Below are 18089 nucleotides of genomic sequence, written 5' to 3'. Positions count from 1 at the left end.
CCTGCATCAGAAGCCCTTGCTGTAGAACAGCGAGTACGACTCGATGCCGTCGTTCGGCTGTTTGATGCCGGCATTGGAATAGTGAATCACACGCACCCCCACTTTCTGCTCACCAGGCAGCTTCAGGCCAAAGCCGATGCGGTCCTCGAAGTTGACGGCCGAACCCAGGTCATGGTCGCCCACTTCGGTCTTGGAGAAGGCCGCCAGGCCAATGCCCGCTTCGACATAAGGGGTGTAGGTGAAACCACTGAACTCATAGGTGAACACCGGGCTGAACGACAGCGAGTGGGCGCCGCTGGCATCGCCGCCTTCCCAGTAGGTGTAGGCCGCATCCCAATAGCCCGTCACATACCCGATGTCGGTTTGCAGCCACTTCTTGTCCCAGTCGAACGACATGCCAAGACGGTAGGTCATGTCGCCCTGGCCGGTGGCTCCCACGGCACCGGAAACCTGCGCGGCGTGGGCCAGATGGCTGCCGGCGAGGGCCAATAGGGCGGCGGCCAGCGTGCTGGCGAGACGGGTTTTCATCAATGACTTCTCCTGATGGTCAACGCGGGCAAGTGGGGGCTTGGGCCCCTCGATTTTTGCGGTGAACGGTGCATCCAACCGGTCACACGAAGTAATACTTTTCTGATTATTGTCCAGATAATCAGAAAGTTGAAAGTGAATTGCCAGCATTGCTTGAATTTACCCAGCCTAACCAACCGCCTCAGTCGTACTCGGCCTCCTCATGCTCGCCCAACAGCCGCCGCTGCCGCGGCGTAGCCGCCTCCAGTACCCGCGGATTGAACTGCCAATTCAGGTAGGGGGAGAACTTCTGCGCCACCATGCGCCGGCCATAGTGCACCTGCAACATGTCGCGCTCGCGGGTAGTGCTGCAGTTGGCACCGCCGCTGTGCCAGACATCGCTGCGAAACACCAGCACGTCACCCGCCTTGCACAGTACCGGCTGGGCCTTCCGCCCCTGCCATTGCTGTTCGCCGGGTTGCGGCGCACGCGCCGCGCGGTGGCTGCCTGGGACTATCCAGGTGGGGCCGATGTCGAGGTCGATATCGCTCAGGTACAGCTGGGCAGTCAGAATCTGCATGGGCTGACAAAAGTCGTCACGCGCGACCAGCCAGGCCGGCAACGTCATGGGCAGGTGATCCAGGTGCAGCTCCATGCCTGGGTAGCCAGGGTGGCTGCGCCACGCGGTCTGGCCGATCACGTGGCAGTCTGCACCGAGCGCAGCTTCGGCAAGGTCGATCAACGGCGGCAGGTCGAGAAAGGGCAACCACAGCGGGTCACGATTGAACACGCACTTGTAGTGCTCCAACAGCCCTTGATAGTCCCAGTGCAGTGGCTGCAGGTCGTCGATGGCGCAGCGCAGCAAGGCCACGCGCACGCCATCGAGAACACCGCGCAACAGCACGTAGCCCTGCTCCTCCAGCGCTTGCAGTCGGGGGTCGAGGTTCATGCCTGACGGCTCCTGCTCGGGCGGAGTACAGATGTACTCCACCCATCATTGCCGATCAGTGCCAGTTCAGACTCGCGGTGACAGGCGTCTTGCCATTCACCGTGACCTGTTGCTGGACCGTTCTGCCCTGGCCTTGGCCGATGACCTTGTACTGGCCGGGCGGCAACTGGACATACACCAGCGGGCCGGCATCCTGCAGGCTCAGTACCGACTTGCCTTGTGCGTTCTGGATATCGACTGCGGCGCCGCTTTCGAACTGGCCGTGGGCGCCGGTCGACAGTTCGACGTGCAGGTCATAGCCCTTGGTACGGCGCAGGGCATTGGCTTCGTCCTGGCCGATACCGCCCTCGAGGTAACGCACGCCATTTTGTTCCTGCGGCTGCAGTTGCACGGCCTGCATGTCGATGGGGGCGTTGTGGTCGTCCACTTCTGCGGCGGCGGCCAGGGTCCAGGGCAGCGCCAGTGTGATCAGCAGCGTGGCGCCCAGAGCATAGTGATGGTTACGCATGGTCAGCTCCTCCTCAAGGAGATGGCTTACCTAATGTTTGACCCCATATACCGCTGATGTTCACGCCGCGCGGCGCTCTTCAAGCAGTTTCACGAACATGCTCAGGCTGCGTGAAACCGTGCCGCGCCGCCACACCAGCCAGGTCTTGAGGTAGCGGAACTGTTCCTGCATCGGCCAGGCGCAGACCGTGCTGCAGCCGGGCATGTTGTCGAGCATGCTGCGCGGCAGCATGGCCAGCCCGGCACCCGCGCTGACACAGGCAAGCATGCCGTGGTACGACTCCATTTCGTGGATCTTGCCAGGCACCGCCTGATCCTGGACAAACCAGTTCTCGAAGTGGTGGCGGTACGAGCAGTTGGCGCGGAAGGCGTAGATGCTCGCGCCGTTGACGTCCTGGGCACGGGTCACCGGGGCGTGGTTGAGCGGCGAGATGATCACCATCTCCTCTTCGAACACCGGCATGCCTTCGAGCGTGGGATGCAGCACCGGGCCGTCGACAAAGGCCGCCACCAGGCGCCCCGACAACACCCCTTCGAGCATGGTCCCGGAAGGCCCGGTGGACAGGTCGAGGTCGACTTTGGGGTAGAGCTGGTTGTAGGCGGCCAGCAGCGCCGGAATACGCACCGCCGCCGTGCTCTCCAGCGAACCCAGGGCGAAGGTACCCTGCGGGTCCTCGCCGGCCACGGTCAGCCGCGCCTCGTGCACCAGGTCAAGGATGCGCCGGGTGTACTCAAGGAAATTCCAGCCGGCCGGCGACAGGCGCAGGCGGCTTTTTTCGCGGATGAACAGCTCGACACCGAGGTCTTCCTCCAGCTGCTTGATGCGCGTGGTCAGGTTCGACGGCACCCGATGGATATGCTGGGCGGCGGCGCTGATGCTGCCCTGCTCGGCCACGGCCTTGAAGATCTCCAGTTGCACCAGGTCCACAGTCATTCTCCAAACGTGAATGTTTCGCTCATTATTATTCAGTTTTCATTAAAGCCATAGCCCACTAGTCTGGCGTCACTGATTAACAACAACGCGAGTCTCCAGCCATGAGTGCGATCAGCAGCCTGACCCACGCCATCTCCGTCGACCCCTTCAGCGGCGAGCAGATTGGCGCCTACCCCTTCGACACTGACGCTGCACTGGAAGCGGCGCTGCAACGCGCCAAGGCTGGCTACGGCCAGTGGCGCCAAGTGTCGCTGGGTCAGCGCAGCGAGTACCTGCTCGCCCTGGCCAGCACCCTCGAAGCCAAGGCCGAAGCCTTCGCGCAGATGATCAGCCGCGAAATCGGCAAGCCGATCGCCCAAGCCCGCGGTGAAGTCAGCAAATGCGTCGGCCTGTGCCGCTGGTATGCCGAGCACGGCCCAGCAATGCTCGCCGCCGAGCCGACCCAGGTCGAGAAAGCCCGCATCGAGTACCGCCCGCTTGGCCCGATCCTCGCCGTGATGCCATGGAACTTCCCGATCTGGCAGGTGCTGCGCGGCGCGGTGCCGGCGATCCTCGCGGGCAACACCTACGTGCTCAAGCACGCGCCGAACGTGATGGGCAGCGCCTACCTGCTCGGTGAGCTGTTCAAGGACGCCGGCCTCCCAGAAGGCGTGTTCGAGGTACTGAACGTCACCCCGGACGGCGTCACCCGCGCCATCAACGACGTGCGCATCGCCGCCGTGACCCTGACTGGCAGCGTACGCGCCGGCATGGCCATCGGTGCCCAGGCGGGTGCAGCGCTGAAGAAATGCGTGCTGGAACTGGGCGGTTCCGACCCGTTCATCGTGCTCGCCGATGCCGACCTGGATGCCGCAGTGCAGGCTGCCGTCATTGGCCGCTACCAGAACACTGGCCAGGTCTGCGCCGCCGCCAAGCGCCTGATCATCGAAGCCAGCGTTGTCGAGGCGTTCACCCGCAAGTTCGTCGAAGCCACGCGCAAACTGAAAGTTGGCAACCCACTGGAGGACGACACCTACATCGGCCCGATGGCCCGTTACGACCTGCGTGACGAGCTGGATGGCCAGGTCCAGGCGACGCTGGCCGAAGGCGCTACCCTGCTGCTGGGCGGCAACAAGGTCGAAGGCGTGGGCAACTTCTACGCACCGACCGTGCTCGCCAACGTCACGCCGGACATGACCGCCTTCAAGCAGGAGCTGTTCGGGCCGGTGGCGGCAATCATCACCGCCCGCGATGCCGAGCATGCGGTGGAACTGGCCAACGACAGCGAGTTCGGCCTGGCGTCGACCATCTACACCGCCGACTATGCGCTGGCCGAGCGCATGACCGCGGCGCTGGATACCGGTGGCGTGTTCATCAACGGCTACTGCGCTTCCGACCCCCGCGTGGCGTTTGGTGGCGTGAAGAAGAGCGGTTTCGGGCGCGAGCTGTCGCACTTTGGTGTGCGCGAGTTCACCAATGCCCAGACTGTCTGGCTGGATCGTAACTGATTCAATGCCCTGGGGCCGCTGTGCGGCCCCAGGCGCTCAATCCCGGACCTGGTCCTTGACCCAGTCCAGCATCCCCCCCGGCACGATCAGCTCATGCCGCGCCCGCGAACAGGCGGTATACAAGCCCGCCAGCATCCGCGCCCGCTCGTTGCGATTGCCCGTCGTGGTCGGCGCTACCATCAGCTCCGGCGACACCATCACCCGGGCGAACTCCATGTTCTTCACATCCCGCACCCGCCCAAGGAACAGCTTCGGCGCCTTGTCCCAGCGGTAACGGCTCTTGGCCTTGGCAAAATGCTCCGGGGTGTAGCCCTTGCGCAGCATGCCAGCCACGGCGGCAAAGGCCTTGTCGTCGCCCTTGTCCTGCTCCAGCGCCTGCCAGCTGGGGTAACGGAACAGCATCGGGTGGCGTGCCCGGGTGCCGTAGCGGTACAGCTCGATGCAATCCTCGACGAACAGCTCGAAGTCCTTGCGCGCGCTTTGCAGCAGCACGAACGGCACCCCTTGATGAGTCAGGCGCTGGAACCAGCCGAACAGGCCCCATTCATCATCGACGATCAATGCGGTCGGCTGTTCGGGCACCGTCACCGTGTCGAAGAAACTCACCCGCGTGTAATGCTCTGCACTGCCGCTGAAGGCGGCCTGGATGGCCGCCGGGTGCGCCTGGATCAACGGGTTGAGCACGCCGTCCATGGCCGGGCCGGCACGCAACGAATGGTCGATGTAGCGCTGGCGGATGAAATTGCCATGGTGTGGGCTGAGGCCATTGAGGTTCTGCAGCTCGTCGCCCAGGGCGATGACCGACTGCGGGCTGCGGTCGAGCACCGCGAGCATGGGCGCGGACAACTCATGGGCTTCGTCGACGATGATGTGGCTGTAGCGGCTATCGATCACTTCGGCGGTCAACGACAACAGCTTGACCCGGTGATAATCGCGTACCGGCAGCTGGATCTCCCGCGCCGAAGGACGGATCAACTCCTGCCAGTACAGGCGGGCCTTTTCCAGCAGCACTTGCTGGTCCAGTGGCGTGGTCCCCGGCCCGGCCCAGGGCAGGTGATGCAGCTGCAACTGGCTGTCACCGCTGCGGCAGAAGCTGCGCACGGCTTTGATGCACAAGGCCACCACATCGCGCGCGGCGAGCGGGCCGATGTCGGGGATGTTCAGCCAGCGCACCACCTGCGCCTCCTGCGGGCGCCAGGACAGTTTGGTGCGGTACGGGTCGCGCAGCCGCCAGCCATTGCTGGTCAGGTCTCGATTGAGGATTTCGTCGGCCAGCTGACCGAAGGTCAGCGCGGTGTAGGCCTGGGCATCTTTCACCCGCGCCTGCAATGCCCGCAGCTGGCCTTCGGTGAGGGCCAGCAGCAAGGTGCGCTGAGGGTCGAGCAGGCGCGCGAACTGGTGGATCAGGAAGGTCTTGCCGGTGCCGGCGAACCCCTGCACGGCAACCGATTCGTCAACGCCGCACAGGAACTCGCGCAGCAGGCGGTTCTGTTGGTCACTGAGCATCAGGTCGCTGGCCAGCGACGGCAGGTACACCGGGTGCAGCGGCGTCACGCGCTGGCGGTAGTTGTCGGCGAACTGGAAATTCCACTGGCCTTCGGCGTCCTGGAACTCGTCGGCCTGGTACTCGGTGTCGGCCGATACCAGGGCAACACCGTTCTCCCCCAGCATGCCCAGCCCCATGGCGAATGCTTCACGGTCGAAATGCTGCGCTACCTGCCCCTGAAAACGGCCCGGAGCAGCGCCTTCGACTTCATTGGCGATGCGCACGATCTCGGCGAAGCGGCGCTCCTGCGCATCCGCCGAAGCGCTGGCCGGCTGGCGCGGCAGGTTCTGCACGAACAGCACGGCGGCCGCCTCCAGCAGGCTGGCGGTCGGGAAGAAGGCGGTGGCGGTGGGCGCGCTGGCCAGGCGGTCGGCCTGGTCGCTGGGCAAAGGCAGGTAGAACATCGGGACCTCGGGTGGAAACTGCCGGGCACGATAGCAATTTTCCAGTGGGATTGCTGGGTTGTCTGTACCGGCCCTTTCGCGGGGCAAGCCCGCTCCCACAGGATCACCACAAAGCTGAACAAGGTGTGGGTCCTGTGGGAGCGGGCTTGCCCCGCGAAGAGGCCCGAGCAGGCAACAAAAAATCAGCCCCTGCCCCGCTTGAGCGTCTCGCTAGGAAACTCCTTGAACAACTGCCGGTAACTCTCTGAAAACCTTCCCAAATGCCAGAACGACCAGCGCATCGCCACCTCGGCCACGGTCACCTCGCCGCCGCGCAACAGATCCCGCCGGGCACCATTGAGCCGACGCAAGCGCAACCAGTGCGCCGGTGGCATTCCGGTGAACGCCTTGAACGCCTGCTGCAGCTGGCGCAGCGACACACCGGCCACCTCGGCCAACTCCAGCAGATTGAGGGTTTCTTCCGGGCAATCTGCCGCCCATTCGCTGACCCGTTGCATGATCGCCCGTTCCTCGCCGCGCCGCCCGAGCGCCCCGCCCTGCAAGCGCTGGCAGGCGTTGTCGAGGATGAACAGGCAGTCCTCCAGCAACTGCTCGGCCAGTGCCTGCCCTTGCACCGGGCAATCCGCCTGGCCAAGGCGGGTCAATGTGGCGCTCAGCCAGCTGCCGAACAACGCATTCTGCCCGCTGCCCAGCGGCACCATGAACAACCCTTCGAGCCGTTGCGGGTCCAGGCCATGGCGGGCAAGAAACGCCTGGTCGAACACCACCGCCACTTCCTGGTAGTTCTCCGGTGTGATCCAGATGTTGCGGCTCTGCTCGTTGAGCAGGTACAGGCTGTTTTCGCTCTGGTCGAAACAGAACGCCAGCGAACCACTTGGCGCACGGAAGAACTGCTCAACCCGGGTATTCAGGCGCTCTTCGTACACGTCCACGCCATCGAGCCCCAGGCAGCGCAGCTGGCCGCTGAAATGCCCGGGCGACATCTGCCGGTATTGCTGCTGCCAACCGGGGGTGGCGCGCACCTGTTCGGTGACATCGGTGGTGTGGAAAGCCTGGACCTGCAAGGCATTGGGCGTTGTCACGCTTTGTCCTAGTTGCACTCTTTTGGTGCATTCATTGCCGAAGAAAGTGGATAGATGGCTTAGCGGGCCTGCGCCCAAGATAGTCTCCAGCGCGCCACCTGGGAAGTCACCGGCACCTGCCGCGCACACAAAAACCCAACCAAGAGGTCTGTATGAACGCCCCCTTCGATCAGCTGTCCACCTGGCTGAAAGAACACCGCATCACCGAAGTCGAATGCGTGATCAGTGACCTGACCGGCATTGCCCGCGGCAAGATCGCACCGACCGCCAAGTTCCTTCACGAGCGCGGCATGCGCCTGCCCGAAAGCGTGCTGCTGCAGACCGTCACCGGCGATTATGTCGATGACGAGATCTACTACAGCCTGCTCGATGCGGCCGATATCGACATGGTCTGCCGCCCCGACCCAACGGCGGTCTACCAGATTCCGTGGGCCATCGAACCTACCGCCATCGTGATCCACGACACCTTCGACAAGCAGGGCAACCCGATCGAGCTGTCGCCACGCAACGTGCTGAAGAAGGTGCTCAAACTGTATGCCGACAAAGGCTGGCAGCCAATCGTTGCGCCGGAAATGGAGTTCTACCTGACCCAGCGCTGCGAAGACCCGGACTTGCCTCTGCAGGTACCGCTGGGTCGTTCGGGCCGCGCCGAAAGCGGGCGCCAGTCGTTCTCGATCGACGCCGCCAACGAATTCGACCCGCTGTTCGAAGACGTCTACGACTGGTGTGAACTGCAAGGCCTGGACCTGGACACGCTGATCCACGAAGACGGCCCGGCGCAGATGGAGATCAACTTCCGCCACGGCGACGCGCTGGACCTGGCCGACCAGATCACCGTGTTCAAGCGCACCATGCGTGAAGCCGCGCTCAAGCACAACGTCACAGCCACCTTCATGGCCAAGCCGATCACCGACGAGCCGGGCAGCGCCATGCACCTGCACCAGAGCGTGGTCGACATCGCCACCGGCAAGCCGGTGTTCGCCAATGACGACGGCAGCATGAGCGAGCTGTTCCTGCACCACATCGGCGGCCTGCAGAAGTACATCCCCAAGCTGCTGCCGATGTTCGCGCCGAACGTCAACTCGTTCCGCCGCTTCCTGCCGGACACTTCGGCACCGGTCAACGTCGAGTGGGGCGAGGAAAACCGCACCGCCGGCCTTCGCGTACCGACCTCCAGCCCGGATGCCATGCGGGTGGAAAACCGCCTGCCGGGTGCCGACGCCAACCCTTACCTGGCGATCGCCGCCAGCCTGCTGTGCGGTTACCTGGGCATGGTCGAAAGGATCGAGCCGAGCGCGCCGGTACAGGGCCGGGCCTATGAGCGGCGCAACCTGCGGCTACCGATCACCATCGAGGATGCCCTGCAGCACATGGAAGATTGCCAGACCGTGCAGCAGTACCTGGGCAAGCAGTTCGTCCAGGGCTACGTGGCGGTCAAGCGCGCCGAGCACGAGAACTTCAAGCGCGTGATCAGTTCCTGGGAACGCGAGTTCCTGCTGCTGAGCGTGTGATCCCCCCGGGGGCGCCAGGCGCCCCCCTTGCATCGAACTCAAAGAACAAGACCTATGAGGTGTCGACATGCGTCATCTGCAAGCCCTGATCCCCGCCACATTCGCCCTGCTGTTCGGCGCCACCGCTCAGGCCACGCCCAGCGTCAGCGTCTACAACTGGACCGATTACATCGGTGACACGACCCTGGCCGACTTCCAGGCCAGCAGCGGAATCAAGGTCGTCTATGACGTGTTCGACTCCAACGAAACCCTGGAAGGCAAGCTGCTTGCCGGCCGCACCGGCTACGACGTGGTGGTGCCGTCCAACCACTTCCTGGCCCGCCAGGCACAGGCCGGTGCGTTCCTGCCACTGGACCGCAGCAAGCTGCCGAACTGGCAGCACCTGGACCCGAAGCTGCTCAAGCAGCTTGAGCAGAACGACCCAGGCAACCAATATGCGGTGCCGTACCTGTGGGGCACCAACGGCATCGGCTACAACGTCGAAAAGGTCAAGGCCGCGCTGGGCGTCGACCATATCGACTCCTGGGCGACCCTGTTCGAGCCGGAAAACCTGAAGAAGCTCAAGCAATGCGGCGTGGCCTTCATGGATTCGCCAGACGAACTGTTCCCAGCGATGCTCAACTACCTGGGCATGGATCCGCGCAGCGAAAAACCCGGCGACTATGCCAAGGCCGAAGCACGCCTGCTCGAACTGCGCCCGTACATCACCTACTTCCACTCCTCCAAGTACGTCTCGGACCTGGCCAATGGTGATATCTGCGTGGCCTTCGGCTATTCCGGCGACGTGTTCCAGGCGGCCAACCGGGCCGTGGAAGCGAAGAACGGGGTGAAGATCGCCTACAGCATTCCCAAGGAAGGCAGCAACCTGTGGTTCGACCTGCTGGCGATCCCCAAGGACGCCAACAACCCCGAACAGGCCCTGGCCTTCATCAACTACCTGCTCGACCCGAAAGTGATCGCCAAGGTCAGCGCCACGGTCGGCTATGCCAACGCCAATCCTGATGCCCAGGCCTACATGGACAAGTCGCTGGTCGACAACCCCGAGATCTACCCACCCCAGGCGGTACTGGACAAGCTGTACATTTCCAGCACCCCAAGCCCGAAGATCATGCGCGTCATGACCCGCTCCTGGAGCAAGATCAAGTCCAACCGCTGAACCGAGAACGCGCCATGCCTTTCGATACCCAACATACCGCGTCGTACTACGCCGCCACGGCGCGCAACGCGGCACCCTACCCCTGCCTCGACGGCGAACTGACGGCCGACGTGTGCGTGGTCGGCGGCGGCCTGACCGGGGTCAACACCGCGCTGGAACTGGCCGAACGCGGGCTCACCGTGGTGCTGCTGGAGGGCCGGCGCATCGGCTGGGGCGCCAGCGGGCGCAACGGCGGCCAGCTGATCCGTGGCATCGGCCATGATGTCAGCGGCTTTGCCCGTTACGTCGGCCAGGACGGCGTGCGCTACCTGCAGCAGGCCGGCATCGAGTCGGTGGCCCTGGTGGCTCGCCGTATCGAACAATATGCGATCGCCTGCGACCTGCGCTGGGGCTTCTGCGAGCTGGCCAACACCCCCGCGCAGTTCGCTGCGTTCAAGGATGAACAGGAAGAACTGGCCAGCCTTGGCTACCGCCACGAAACCCGTCTGGTCGGGCCCGAGGGCATGCACGAGATCGTCGCCAGCGACCAGTACGCCGGCGGCCTGGTGGACATGGGCTCAGGCCATCTGCACCCGCTCGACCTGGTCCAGGGCGAGGCGCGCGTGGCCCACGGCCTGGGTGTACGCATCTTCGAGCAAAGCCCGGTGCTGCGCATCGAACATGGCCCCACCGTGACCCTGCACACGGCACGGGGCAAGGTGCGGGCGCAGAGTCTGGTGCTGGGCTGCAATGCCCACCTCGATGAACTGGAGCCGCGCCTGAGCGGCAAAGTGCTGCCCGCCGGCAGCTATGTGGTGGCCACCGAGCCGCTGCCGGAAGCACTCGCCAGCCAGCTGATCCCGCAGAACATGGCCATGTGTGACCAGAAGGTCGGCCTGGACTACTACCGCCTCACGGCCGACCGCCGCCTGCTGTTCGGTGGCGCCTGCCACTACTCCGGGCGCGACCCCAAGGACATCGCTGCCTACATGCGGCCGAAGGTGCTCAAGGTGTTCCCTCAACTGGCCGATGTGCGCATCGACTACCAGTGGGGCGGCATGATCGGCATTACCGCCAACCGCTTCCCGCAAGTCGGGCGGCTGAGCCAGCACCCCAACGTGTTCTATGCCCAGGGCTATTCAGGGCACGGCTTGAACGTGACCCACTGGACGGCGAAGTTGCTGGCCGAAGGCATCGCGCTGGGGCAGAGCCAGGGGCTGGATGTGTTCAGTGCCGTACCCCACCTGACGTTCCCGGGCGGCAAGGCACTGCGCTCGCCGCTTTTGGCACTGGGGATGTTGTGGTACCGGTTGCGCGAGGTGTTGGGCTAGCGAGGTGCATGCCTCAAGGGGTGCATGCCTCAAGAGATGCAGCGCCTGCGAGATCGAGCGCCGCCCGCGCGGCGCATCGCGGATAAATCCGCTCCTACATTTGTTGCAACGTGCCGAACCTGTGGCGCCATGGTCGCCTGCCTGGCGCATGTCTCAAGTCATGTGAGGCGGCATCAATGCACACCTTCACATCCCGTCATGCCAACAAGGCTGACAACCATGGCCTCACAGGCATGGCCACGTTGCAACAAATGTAGGAGCGGATTTATCCGCGATGCGCCGCGCGGGCGGCGCTCGATCTCACAGGCGCTGCATCTCTTGAGGCATGCACTAAAGATACACTTCACCTCAACTTAAACTCCTAATATATTGTTTTTAAACAATATGTATAAACTAGAATCTACATTAACAGCGCGTAAAATTGCGGTTCTCAGTCATTGGCTCAGCACTCCCCACGCCTTGAGTTAAGTTCGACATGAAGTTGAATCAGCCAGCTTTTACAGCGACCACTGGCCAACTGCCAAGCACCTGCTAGCGTTGTTCAAGCCGACCCATCATGGATGCCTGACCATCATGAAATCATTGCCCCGCGTTACCCTGTTGTGCGCCGCTTTGCTTGCTGTGGCTGCCTGCTCCAGCAACCGCGTGGACCCCAAGGACTATTCCGGCTTCCTCAAGGACTACAGTCGCCTGCAGGAAGCGAAGAGCCCATCCGGCGCACCGGTGATGCGCTGGATCGACCCCAAGGTCAACGTCAACCAGTACTCGCAGGTCTTCATCGAGCCAAGCCAGTTCTACCCCAAGCCGCAAGCGACTGCGGTCATTTCCCAGCAGACGCTGAGTGAAATCACCCGCTACTTCAACGATGCCCTGCGCCGTGAACTGGGTAGCGTGCTGCCCCTGGCCAAGGCGCCCGGCCCAGGCACCCTCGTGGTACGCCCGGCAATCACCGCGGTGTCTACCAGCAATGAAGGCCTCAAGCCTTACGAATTCATCCCGATCGCCCTGGTTTCGGCAGGCGTCAACACCGCCATGGGCGGTCGCGACCAGCAAGTGGATGTCGGTGTCGAAGCGGCCTTCCTCGATGGCGGCAACCAGAAGGTGCTGGCCCAGGTGGTGCGCAAGGGCACGGGCAAGGAGCTGGAGAATGACAAGACCAAGCTGACCCTGAACGACGTCAAGCCAGTGCTCGATGGCTGGGCCAAGGACATGCGCGCCAGCTTCATTACCCTCAAGAACAAGAGCAAATAAGCCAAAGCCGCTCCGCTCGTCGGAGATCATTGAAAAACGCCATCACTGCCTGTCAGCCCTGCTTTACTCAAGCGGGCTGCCAGGCAGGTGGCACCGCAGACCAGGGACTGGTTGCACAAGCAGGCTGACAACAGCCGCTCGCTCCGGGCAAGCATCAGCACCGCCCGGTTCCCTCTTCTTCCCGCCTTTTCCGCCCGCCTTCGCAGCTGTGTATCGGTTTTTCATTCATCGAATGCAATGGAGGCAATCATGTCTGATTCACTGCTCGCACCTTCGGTAGGGCTGTTCCCGGTGTCCTACCAGATCGGCAACAACGCCGCTGGCGCCCCGCGCCTGCAACTGGACCTGCTGGTCTACACCCCGGACCGTAGCCTCAGCGGCACAGCGCAGATCACCCAGGCCATCAACCCACCACTGGACCTGCACCTGGACGTCTGGGGCAGCTACACCTACCTCAGCGTCCAGCCACCGAGCGAAGGCAGGATCCTGATCACCGCCCAGGGCAACCACGGTGGGCCACACGCCAACTCGCCGGTGCAGTTCAAGTTCAGGGCATTGCTCGACCCAAGCTGGCAGCGCGGCGTGGCCGACTACGAGTACTTCAATGGCCAGCGCTGGGTGAGCGTGGACAACGTCCCGGTCACCCTGGAAGGCCAGCGCATCCAGCAACTTGCCAATGTCGACCTGCACAGCGAACTGCACAACGCCACCCTGGAGGCAGTGATCGCCAACGGCGATGTCGCGCAGCTCAAGCAGCTGGCCACCAGCGGCCTCGACCAGGCCATCGCAGCGACCAAGTCCCCGGCCACCAAGGCCGCCAAGAAAGCCTGAGCAGGCAAGGAGATACACCATGGCAATCGGACTGTTCCATGTTCGCCTGAACGTCAGTAACGGCTTGCTCGGCGCCCCGGTCCTGACCCTCGACCTGCTGGTCAACACGGTGACCAAGAAGGTTTCGGGCAAGGCCCGCGCCAGCCAGGCCACCTACCCGTTGCAGCAATTCCAGGCCAACGTGTGGGGTGACTACAGCGAACTGCAATTCGCGCCGGCCGGCGCGCCATCGATCGTCCTCAGCCTGGACGGCAGCTCCAGCGGCCCACTCAGCCAGATCGCGCAGACCTTCCACCTGCACGGCCTGCTGGAAACCGGCTGGAGCAGTGGCTCGGCCAGCTACCGTTACTTCAGTAACGGCCACTGGGTCGATCAGCACGGGCGGGTGCGCAAGGCGCCGGATGTGACCCACCAGGGCCGTCCGCAACTGGCGCAGCGGCTGAAGGCAGCCATCAGCCAGCTGGAAAGCGTGTAACCCGCAAGCAACGTTCGCCGGCAAGGCAACTTGCCGGCGCAACGCCCATCAGCACTCGACGAACGCCACCGCCAGGCCGCCGCGCGAAGTCTCCTTGTAGTTGGCATGCATGTCGGCGCCAGTGTCGCGCATGGTACGGATTACCCGGTCGAGCGAGATGAAATGCTCACCGTCACCGCGCAGGGCCATCTGCACGGCATTGATCGCCTTCACCGCGGCAATCGCATTGCGCTCGATACACGGCACCTGGACCAACCCGCCGACCGGGTCGCAGGTCAGCCCGAGGTTATGCTCCAGGGCAATCTCGGCAGCGTTTTCCAGTTGCGGTGGTGTGGCGCCCAGCACTTCGGCCAGGCCCGCAGCGGCCATCGAACAGGCCGAACCGACCTCCCCCTGGCAGCCGACTTCGGCCCCGGAAATCGACGCATTCTTCTTGCACAGGATGCCGACTGCAGCAGCGGCCAGCAGAAACGCCACCACATCATCGTCGCAGGCGCTTGGGTTGAACTTCATGTAGTAGTGCAACACGGCCGGGATGATGCCAGCCGCGCCATTGGTGGGCGCGGTGACCATACGCCCGCCAGCGGCGTTCTCTTCGTTGACCGCCAGGGCAAACAGGTTGACCCACTCCATGGCGCTCAGGGTCGAACCGATCACGTTGGGCTGCCCGGCCTCCTGCAGGCTGCGGTGCAACCGTGCGGCACGGCGCTTGACGTTGAGCCCACCGGGCAGGATGCCTTCGTTGCGCAGGCCATTGTCAACGCAATCGCGCATCGCCGCCCAGATCCGCAACAGGCCTTCACGCACCTCGGTTTCCGGGCGCCAGGCGCACTCGTTGGCCAGCATCAATTGAGCCACGCTCAGCTGGTTGGCCTTGCACAGGGCCAGCAGTTCGGCGCCGCTGGAAAATTCGTACGGCAGCTGAACGGCGTTGGCCTCTACTTGCGGCGCATCGATCTCGCCCTGCTCGACGATGAAGCCGCCACCGATGGAATAGTAGGTCTGCTGCAACAGGCTGCCCTGCCCGCCCAATGCCTCCAGGGTCATGGCGTTGGGGTGATAAGGCAGGCTTTCGTCCAGCAGCAGCATGTCGCGGTCATACTGGAACGCCAGCGGATGGCTGCCGTCGAGCATCAGGCACTGCTCCTGCAGCAGCTGATGGATGCGTGGTTCGATGGTGGCCGGGTCGATGCGATCCGGCCACTGCCCCATCAGGCCAAGCAGGCAGGCGCGATCAGTGGCATGGCCTACCCCGGTGGCTGAAAGCGAGCCGTACAGGCGCACTTCGATACGCTGCACCTGGGCCAACAGGCCTTGCTCACGCAACGCCTGGGCAAAGCTCGCCGCTGCCCGCATCGGGCCTACGGTGTGGGAACTGGACGGGCCGATGCCAATCTTGAAAAGGTCAAAAACACTGATAGCCATACTAATGCCTGACCGTGTCGGCGCTTTACGCCCGCGCACGGCTGTCTGAGAAAATTGAACGGTATTGCCAATTTGCGCGATACTGCCGTGCTCATCGGCAGATGACCAACGAAACTTCCTAAGCAAGGCTTTAGCGGTACTAAACGATGCGACGGCAACTCAATGGCCAGATGTTTGTCTGGCTGCATGTCTTTTCCTGTGCGGCGCGGCACCTGTCGTTCACCCGCTGCGCCGAAGAACTGCACATCACCCCCGGTGCGGTCAGCCAGCAGATGCGTCAGCTCGAAGAACGCCTGGGCTACAAACTGTTTCTGCGTCGGGCGCGGGGTGTGGAGCTGAGCGCCGAGGGCCAGCGCCTGGCCCAGACAGTGACAGAGGCCTATGGCAGCATCGAAGCCGAACTGCTGCGCCTGGACGCCGGCGAAATCCGCGGCACCTTGCGCCTGCGCTCGATCCCGTCGTTCCTGGCCAAGTGGCTCACCCCGCGGCTGCCGCGCTTCCAGCAGCGCTACCCGGACATCGAGCTGCGCCTGGTCGCCGAAGACAGCGCCCAGGCCTTGCACCCTGGCGACTTCGACCTGGCCATCGACCTCAACGACGGCAGTTACCCCGGCATGCTGTCGACCCCGTTGCTGGACGAACAGATCTTCCCGGTCTGTTCACCCACGCTGCTGCGTGGCCGCCCGCCGTTGCATGGCCCGGTCGACCTGGCCCATTACCCGCTGCTGCATGACATCACCGCCTGGCGCGGCAGTTCGGAATACGCGGAATGGGAGTTCTACCTGGAGGGGATCGGCGCCACAGGGCTGGACGTGCGCCGCGGGCATACCTTCAACCGCAACCACCTGACCATCGAAGCGGCGATCGCGGGCATCGGCGTGGCCATTGCGCGGCGTACGCTGCTCAATGACGAGCTTGAGCGCGGTGCCTTGATCGTGCCGTTCGGCCACCCCATCGCCAATCACAAGCGCTACATGGTGCACTACCCGCCGGGTGGGTTGAATCAGCCTGGCGCCCGCGCGGTGCATGACTGGCTGGTGGAAGAAGCACAAGGCTTTCGCGCCCTGCACCCATTGGCGCTGTCGGCCTGATCATTCGGCGGCAATGTGCTTGATGTCGAAATTGAACGACGGCACATACCCGGTAGCGAGCAGATGCGGGCATTCCGAGGCCTTGAACTCATCGCTGAGCAAGTCCTGCGCGCTGTCATACCCCGGCATCGATATCCCGGCGATGTTCAGCAACGTGTGTGGCAACGAAGCGACGCTGACCTGCTGATCCTCCCTGGCCTTCAACTTCTGCAGCTTGCCCGATTGTTCCGGCGAGAGGTTGCCGCTGGACCAGACAAACGCCGAGGTCGACAGGTCATATTCATTGCCGATGCCATGGCCCAGCAGTGCCCGGCTGTCATCCAGCAGGTTCTCGCCATGGTCCGATGCGTAGACCAGCAGCGCTTTTTTCTGGCTGGCCGTCAGTTGTTGCATGATCGTCGACAGTAGCCAATCGGTATACAGGACCGAATTGTCATAATCGGCCGTGACCCGGTCTTTCTGGCTTGCGCTTGCAGGCTTGAACTGCGCAAAGTCGCCGGGGAAACGCCGCGCGTATTCGAAGTGGCTACCCTTGATATGTATGAATATCGCCTGCCGGTGGCCATTGGCCTTGCCCAGCACCTCCTGTAACACCGGTATCAGCGCGCCGTCATAGCTGCGCTCCAGATACTGGCGGTATTGAGCTTCTGCGGCGATCTGCGGAATGATCCCGCCAAAGCTGTCCACCTCCTGTGAAGACAGCCAATACGTGTCGTATCCGGCCGCACGGAAGATCCCTACCAACGATTTGTTCGAGGCGATCAGATCCCAGTCGCGGATGGGTTCCAGGCTGAGCAACGAAGGTACGGCAACCGAGGTATAGGGCGCGGTCGTGCACATGCGGTTGAACTTGAACAACCCCGGCTGCTGGTCGAGATAGGGCGTGGTCCTGTTGTTGTAGCCGTACAACGACCAGTTGTGCGGGCGCGAAGATTCACCGATGACGAACACCAGGGTCTCGATGTCGGCCTGGTCGGAGATGCTGGTGATCTTCACCTGCGACTCCATGCGCTGCTTGATATAGCCCTTGGATTCCACATACAAGGTCACCGTCAGGCCGATCTGCGACAGGTAGCCGACCGGCGTGCTCTGGTCTTTGGCCATCAGATCCAGCACTGCACCTTTACCGAACGCGTTGAGCTTGACGGTCTGGTAGAAATAAGCGCCATAGCCCAGCAGCAAGCCGCCAAGGGCCAGTGCAAAAATGGCCTTGTTGCGGTACAGGCGGCGCCCATGCAGCCCGGCCAGCCCTACCCCGTAGCACAGTGCAAACAAGGCCAGTATGCCGACGATCGAGCGCCAGTAAGTCGCGAGAAAGTCTGTCGCTTCCTTGTAGTTGGTCAGGGCTATGAACAGGTAGGCCGCCGTCAGGCGCGAACCGAAGTTCAGCACCACGAACAGGTCGATGCTCGCCAGCAGATAGAAGGGCATCAGCAGCACGTGCACCCTGAACTGATTGGCCGATACGAAGCGGATTGCCACCAGCCACAAAACTGAAAGGGCAAAGGTGTACAACACCAGCAAGTCGATCTTCGCGCATTGGCAATCCGCCAACAGCCTGGCGAACAGCGGCGACAACAGAAACGCCCATAGCACCAGCGAGGGCCACTCGGCTTTCAATAG

At 63.2% G+C, this 18089-nt stretch carries 16 protein-coding genes; 8 read left to right on the top strand and 8 right to left on the bottom strand.

The genetic code is table 11. The annotated features are described in order from the left end of the window. Window positions 1-6: 6 nt before the first annotated feature. The 4 genes from ACIPZ5_RS10610 to ACIPZ5_RS10595 all read right to left on the bottom strand — a co-directional run bounded on the left by ACIPZ5_RS10610 (window position 7) and on the right by ACIPZ5_RS10595 (window position 2891). Window positions 7-528: an acyloxyacyl hydrolase gene (locus ACIPZ5_RS10610; RefSeq protein WP_261940121.1), complete on the bottom strand. Its 522-nt coding sequence runs from the start codon at window positions 526-528 to the stop codon at window positions 7-9. Between the two features lie 181 nt (window positions 529-709). Beyond that, window positions 710-1456, bottom strand: a complete 747-nt coding sequence (locus ACIPZ5_RS10605) for a phytanoyl-CoA dioxygenase family protein (RefSeq protein ID WP_400808415.1) — start codon at window positions 1454-1456, stop codon at window positions 710-712. Window positions 1457-1511: 55 nt separating this feature from the next. Further along, a complete protein-coding gene (locus ACIPZ5_RS10600) occupies window positions 1512-1964 on the bottom strand; it encodes a carboxypeptidase regulatory-like domain-containing protein (protein WP_400808412.1) in 453 nt (150 codons plus the stop codon). Between the two features lie 60 nt (window positions 1965-2024). Further along, window positions 2025-2891, bottom strand: a complete 867-nt coding sequence (locus ACIPZ5_RS10595; RefSeq protein ID WP_400808617.1) for a LysR family transcriptional regulator — start codon at window positions 2889-2891, stop codon at window positions 2025-2027. 107 nt (window positions 2892-2998) lie between these two features. On the opposite strand from ACIPZ5_RS10595, the gene ACIPZ5_RS10590 reads away from it, so the two are divergent. Continuing rightward, window positions 2999-4384: an aldehyde dehydrogenase family protein gene (locus ACIPZ5_RS10590; RefSeq protein ID WP_400808410.1), complete on the top strand. Its 1386-nt coding sequence runs from the start codon at window positions 2999-3001 to the stop codon at window positions 4382-4384. Window positions 4385-4420: 36 nt separating this feature from the next. On the opposite strand, the gene ACIPZ5_RS10585 is transcribed toward ACIPZ5_RS10590, so the two are convergent. Together ACIPZ5_RS10585 and ACIPZ5_RS10580 are read right to left on the bottom strand one after the other, a co-directional pair. Beyond that, complete coding sequence (locus ACIPZ5_RS10585; protein ID WP_400808407.1) at window positions 4421-6334, bottom strand: hypothetical protein; 1914 nt, start codon at window positions 6332-6334, stop codon at window positions 4421-4423. A 182-nt stretch (window positions 6335-6516) separates the two neighbouring features. After that, a complete protein-coding gene (locus ACIPZ5_RS10580) occupies window positions 6517-7416 on the bottom strand; it encodes a helix-turn-helix domain-containing protein (RefSeq protein WP_261940126.1) in 900 nt (299 codons plus the stop codon). Between the two features lie 152 nt (window positions 7417-7568). On the opposite strand from ACIPZ5_RS10580, the gene ACIPZ5_RS10575 reads away from it, so the two are divergent. From ACIPZ5_RS10575 to ACIPZ5_RS10550, 6 genes are all read left to right on the top strand, one after another. Next, a complete protein-coding gene (locus ACIPZ5_RS10575) occupies window positions 7569-8927 on the top strand; it encodes a glutamine synthetase family protein (RefSeq protein ID WP_400808404.1) in 1359 nt (452 codons plus the stop codon). Between the two features lie 67 nt (window positions 8928-8994). Then, entirely contained in the window at window positions 8995-10083 is a 1089-nt protein-coding gene (locus ACIPZ5_RS10570; RefSeq protein WP_400808402.1) for a polyamine ABC transporter substrate-binding protein, read from the top strand. 14 nt (window positions 10084-10097) lie between these two features. After that, window positions 10098-11393, top strand: a complete 1296-nt coding sequence (locus ACIPZ5_RS10565; protein WP_400808399.1) for an NAD(P)/FAD-dependent oxidoreductase — start codon at window positions 10098-10100, stop codon at window positions 11391-11393. Between the two features lie 573 nt (window positions 11394-11966). Further along, on the top strand, window positions 11967-12644 hold the full coding sequence (locus ACIPZ5_RS10560; RefSeq protein WP_261940132.1) for a DUF3313 domain-containing protein: 678 nt from the start codon (window positions 11967-11969) through the stop codon (window positions 12642-12644). A 249-nt stretch (window positions 12645-12893) separates the two neighbouring features. Continuing rightward, a complete protein-coding gene (locus ACIPZ5_RS10555) occupies window positions 12894-13475 on the top strand; it encodes a DUF1842 domain-containing protein (protein ID WP_400808396.1) in 582 nt (193 codons plus the stop codon). 19 nt (window positions 13476-13494) lie between these two features. Next, window positions 13495-13950 (top strand): DUF1842 domain-containing protein, encoded by a 456-nt coding sequence (locus tag ACIPZ5_RS10550; RefSeq protein WP_400808393.1) that lies wholly within the window; start codon window positions 13495-13497, stop codon window positions 13948-13950. A gap of 48 nt (window positions 13951-13998) precedes the next feature. On the opposite strand, the gene ACIPZ5_RS10545 is transcribed toward ACIPZ5_RS10550, so the two are convergent. Continuing rightward, window positions 13999-15375: an L-serine ammonia-lyase gene (locus ACIPZ5_RS10545; protein WP_400808390.1), complete on the bottom strand. Its 1377-nt coding sequence runs from the start codon at window positions 15373-15375 to the stop codon at window positions 13999-14001. Between the two features lie 146 nt (window positions 15376-15521). Between ACIPZ5_RS10545 and ACIPZ5_RS10540 the strand changes: the two genes are divergently transcribed. Beyond that, complete coding sequence (locus ACIPZ5_RS10540; protein ID WP_400808387.1) at window positions 15522-16466, top strand: LysR substrate-binding domain-containing protein; 945 nt, start codon at window positions 15522-15524, stop codon at window positions 16464-16466. On the opposite strand, the gene ACIPZ5_RS10535 is transcribed toward ACIPZ5_RS10540, so the two are convergent. Next, window positions 16467-18086 (bottom strand): phosphoethanolamine transferase, encoded by a 1620-nt coding sequence (locus ACIPZ5_RS10535; RefSeq protein WP_400808385.1) that lies wholly within the window; start codon window positions 18084-18086, stop codon window positions 16467-16469. Window positions 18087-18089 lie beyond the last annotated feature (3 nt).

The sequence above is a fragment of the Pseudomonas sp. NPDC089428 genome (assembly GCF_044749325.1).
Taxonomy (GTDB): Bacteria; Pseudomonadota; Gammaproteobacteria; order Pseudomonadales; family Pseudomonadaceae; genus Aquipseudomonas.
Note: the sequence above shows the minus strand (reverse complement) of the source record. Positions and strands in the feature narration are given on the sequence as shown.

Bases quoted from the DNA above. Each gene is read 5' to 3' on its own strand.
- ACIPZ5_RS10610 (WP_261940121.1), bottom strand. From the start codon at position 528: ATGAAAACCCGTCTCGCCAGCACGCTGGCCGCCGCCCTATTGGCCCTC.
- ACIPZ5_RS10605 (WP_400808415.1), bottom strand. From the start codon at position 1,456: ATGAACCTCGACCCCCGACTGCAAGCGCTGGAGGAGCAGGGCTACGTG.
- ACIPZ5_RS10600 (WP_400808412.1), bottom strand. From the start codon at position 1,964: ATGCGTAACCATCACTATGCTCTGGGCGCCACGCTGCTGATCACACTG.
- ACIPZ5_RS10590 (WP_400808410.1), top strand. From the start codon at position 2,999: ATGAGTGCGATCAGCAGCCTGACCCACGCCATCTCCGTCGACCCCTTC.
- ACIPZ5_RS10585 (WP_400808407.1), bottom strand. From the start codon at position 6,334: ATGTTCTACCTGCCTTTGCCCAGCGACCAGGCCGACCGCCTGGCCAGC.
- ACIPZ5_RS10575 (WP_400808404.1), top strand. From the start codon at position 7,569: ATGAACGCCCCCTTCGATCAGCTGTCCACCTGGCTGAAAGAACACCGC.
- ACIPZ5_RS10570 (WP_400808402.1), top strand. From the start codon at position 8,995: ATGCGTCATCTGCAAGCCCTGATCCCCGCCACATTCGCCCTGCTGTTC.
- ACIPZ5_RS10565 (WP_400808399.1), top strand. From the start codon at position 10,098: ATGCCTTTCGATACCCAACATACCGCGTCGTACTACGCCGCCACGGCG.
- ACIPZ5_RS10560 (WP_261940132.1), top strand. From the start codon at position 11,967: ATGAAATCATTGCCCCGCGTTACCCTGTTGTGCGCCGCTTTGCTTGCT.
- ACIPZ5_RS10555 (WP_400808396.1), top strand. From the start codon at position 12,894: ATGTCTGATTCACTGCTCGCACCTTCGGTAGGGCTGTTCCCGGTGTCC.
- ACIPZ5_RS10550 (WP_400808393.1), top strand. From the start codon at position 13,495: ATGGCAATCGGACTGTTCCATGTTCGCCTGAACGTCAGTAACGGCTTG.
- ACIPZ5_RS10545 (WP_400808390.1), bottom strand. From the start codon at position 15,375: ATGGCTATCAGTGTTTTTGACCTTTTCAAGATTGGCATCGGCCCGTCC.
- ACIPZ5_RS10540 (WP_400808387.1), top strand. From the start codon at position 15,522: ATGCGACGGCAACTCAATGGCCAGATGTTTGTCTGGCTGCATGTCTTT.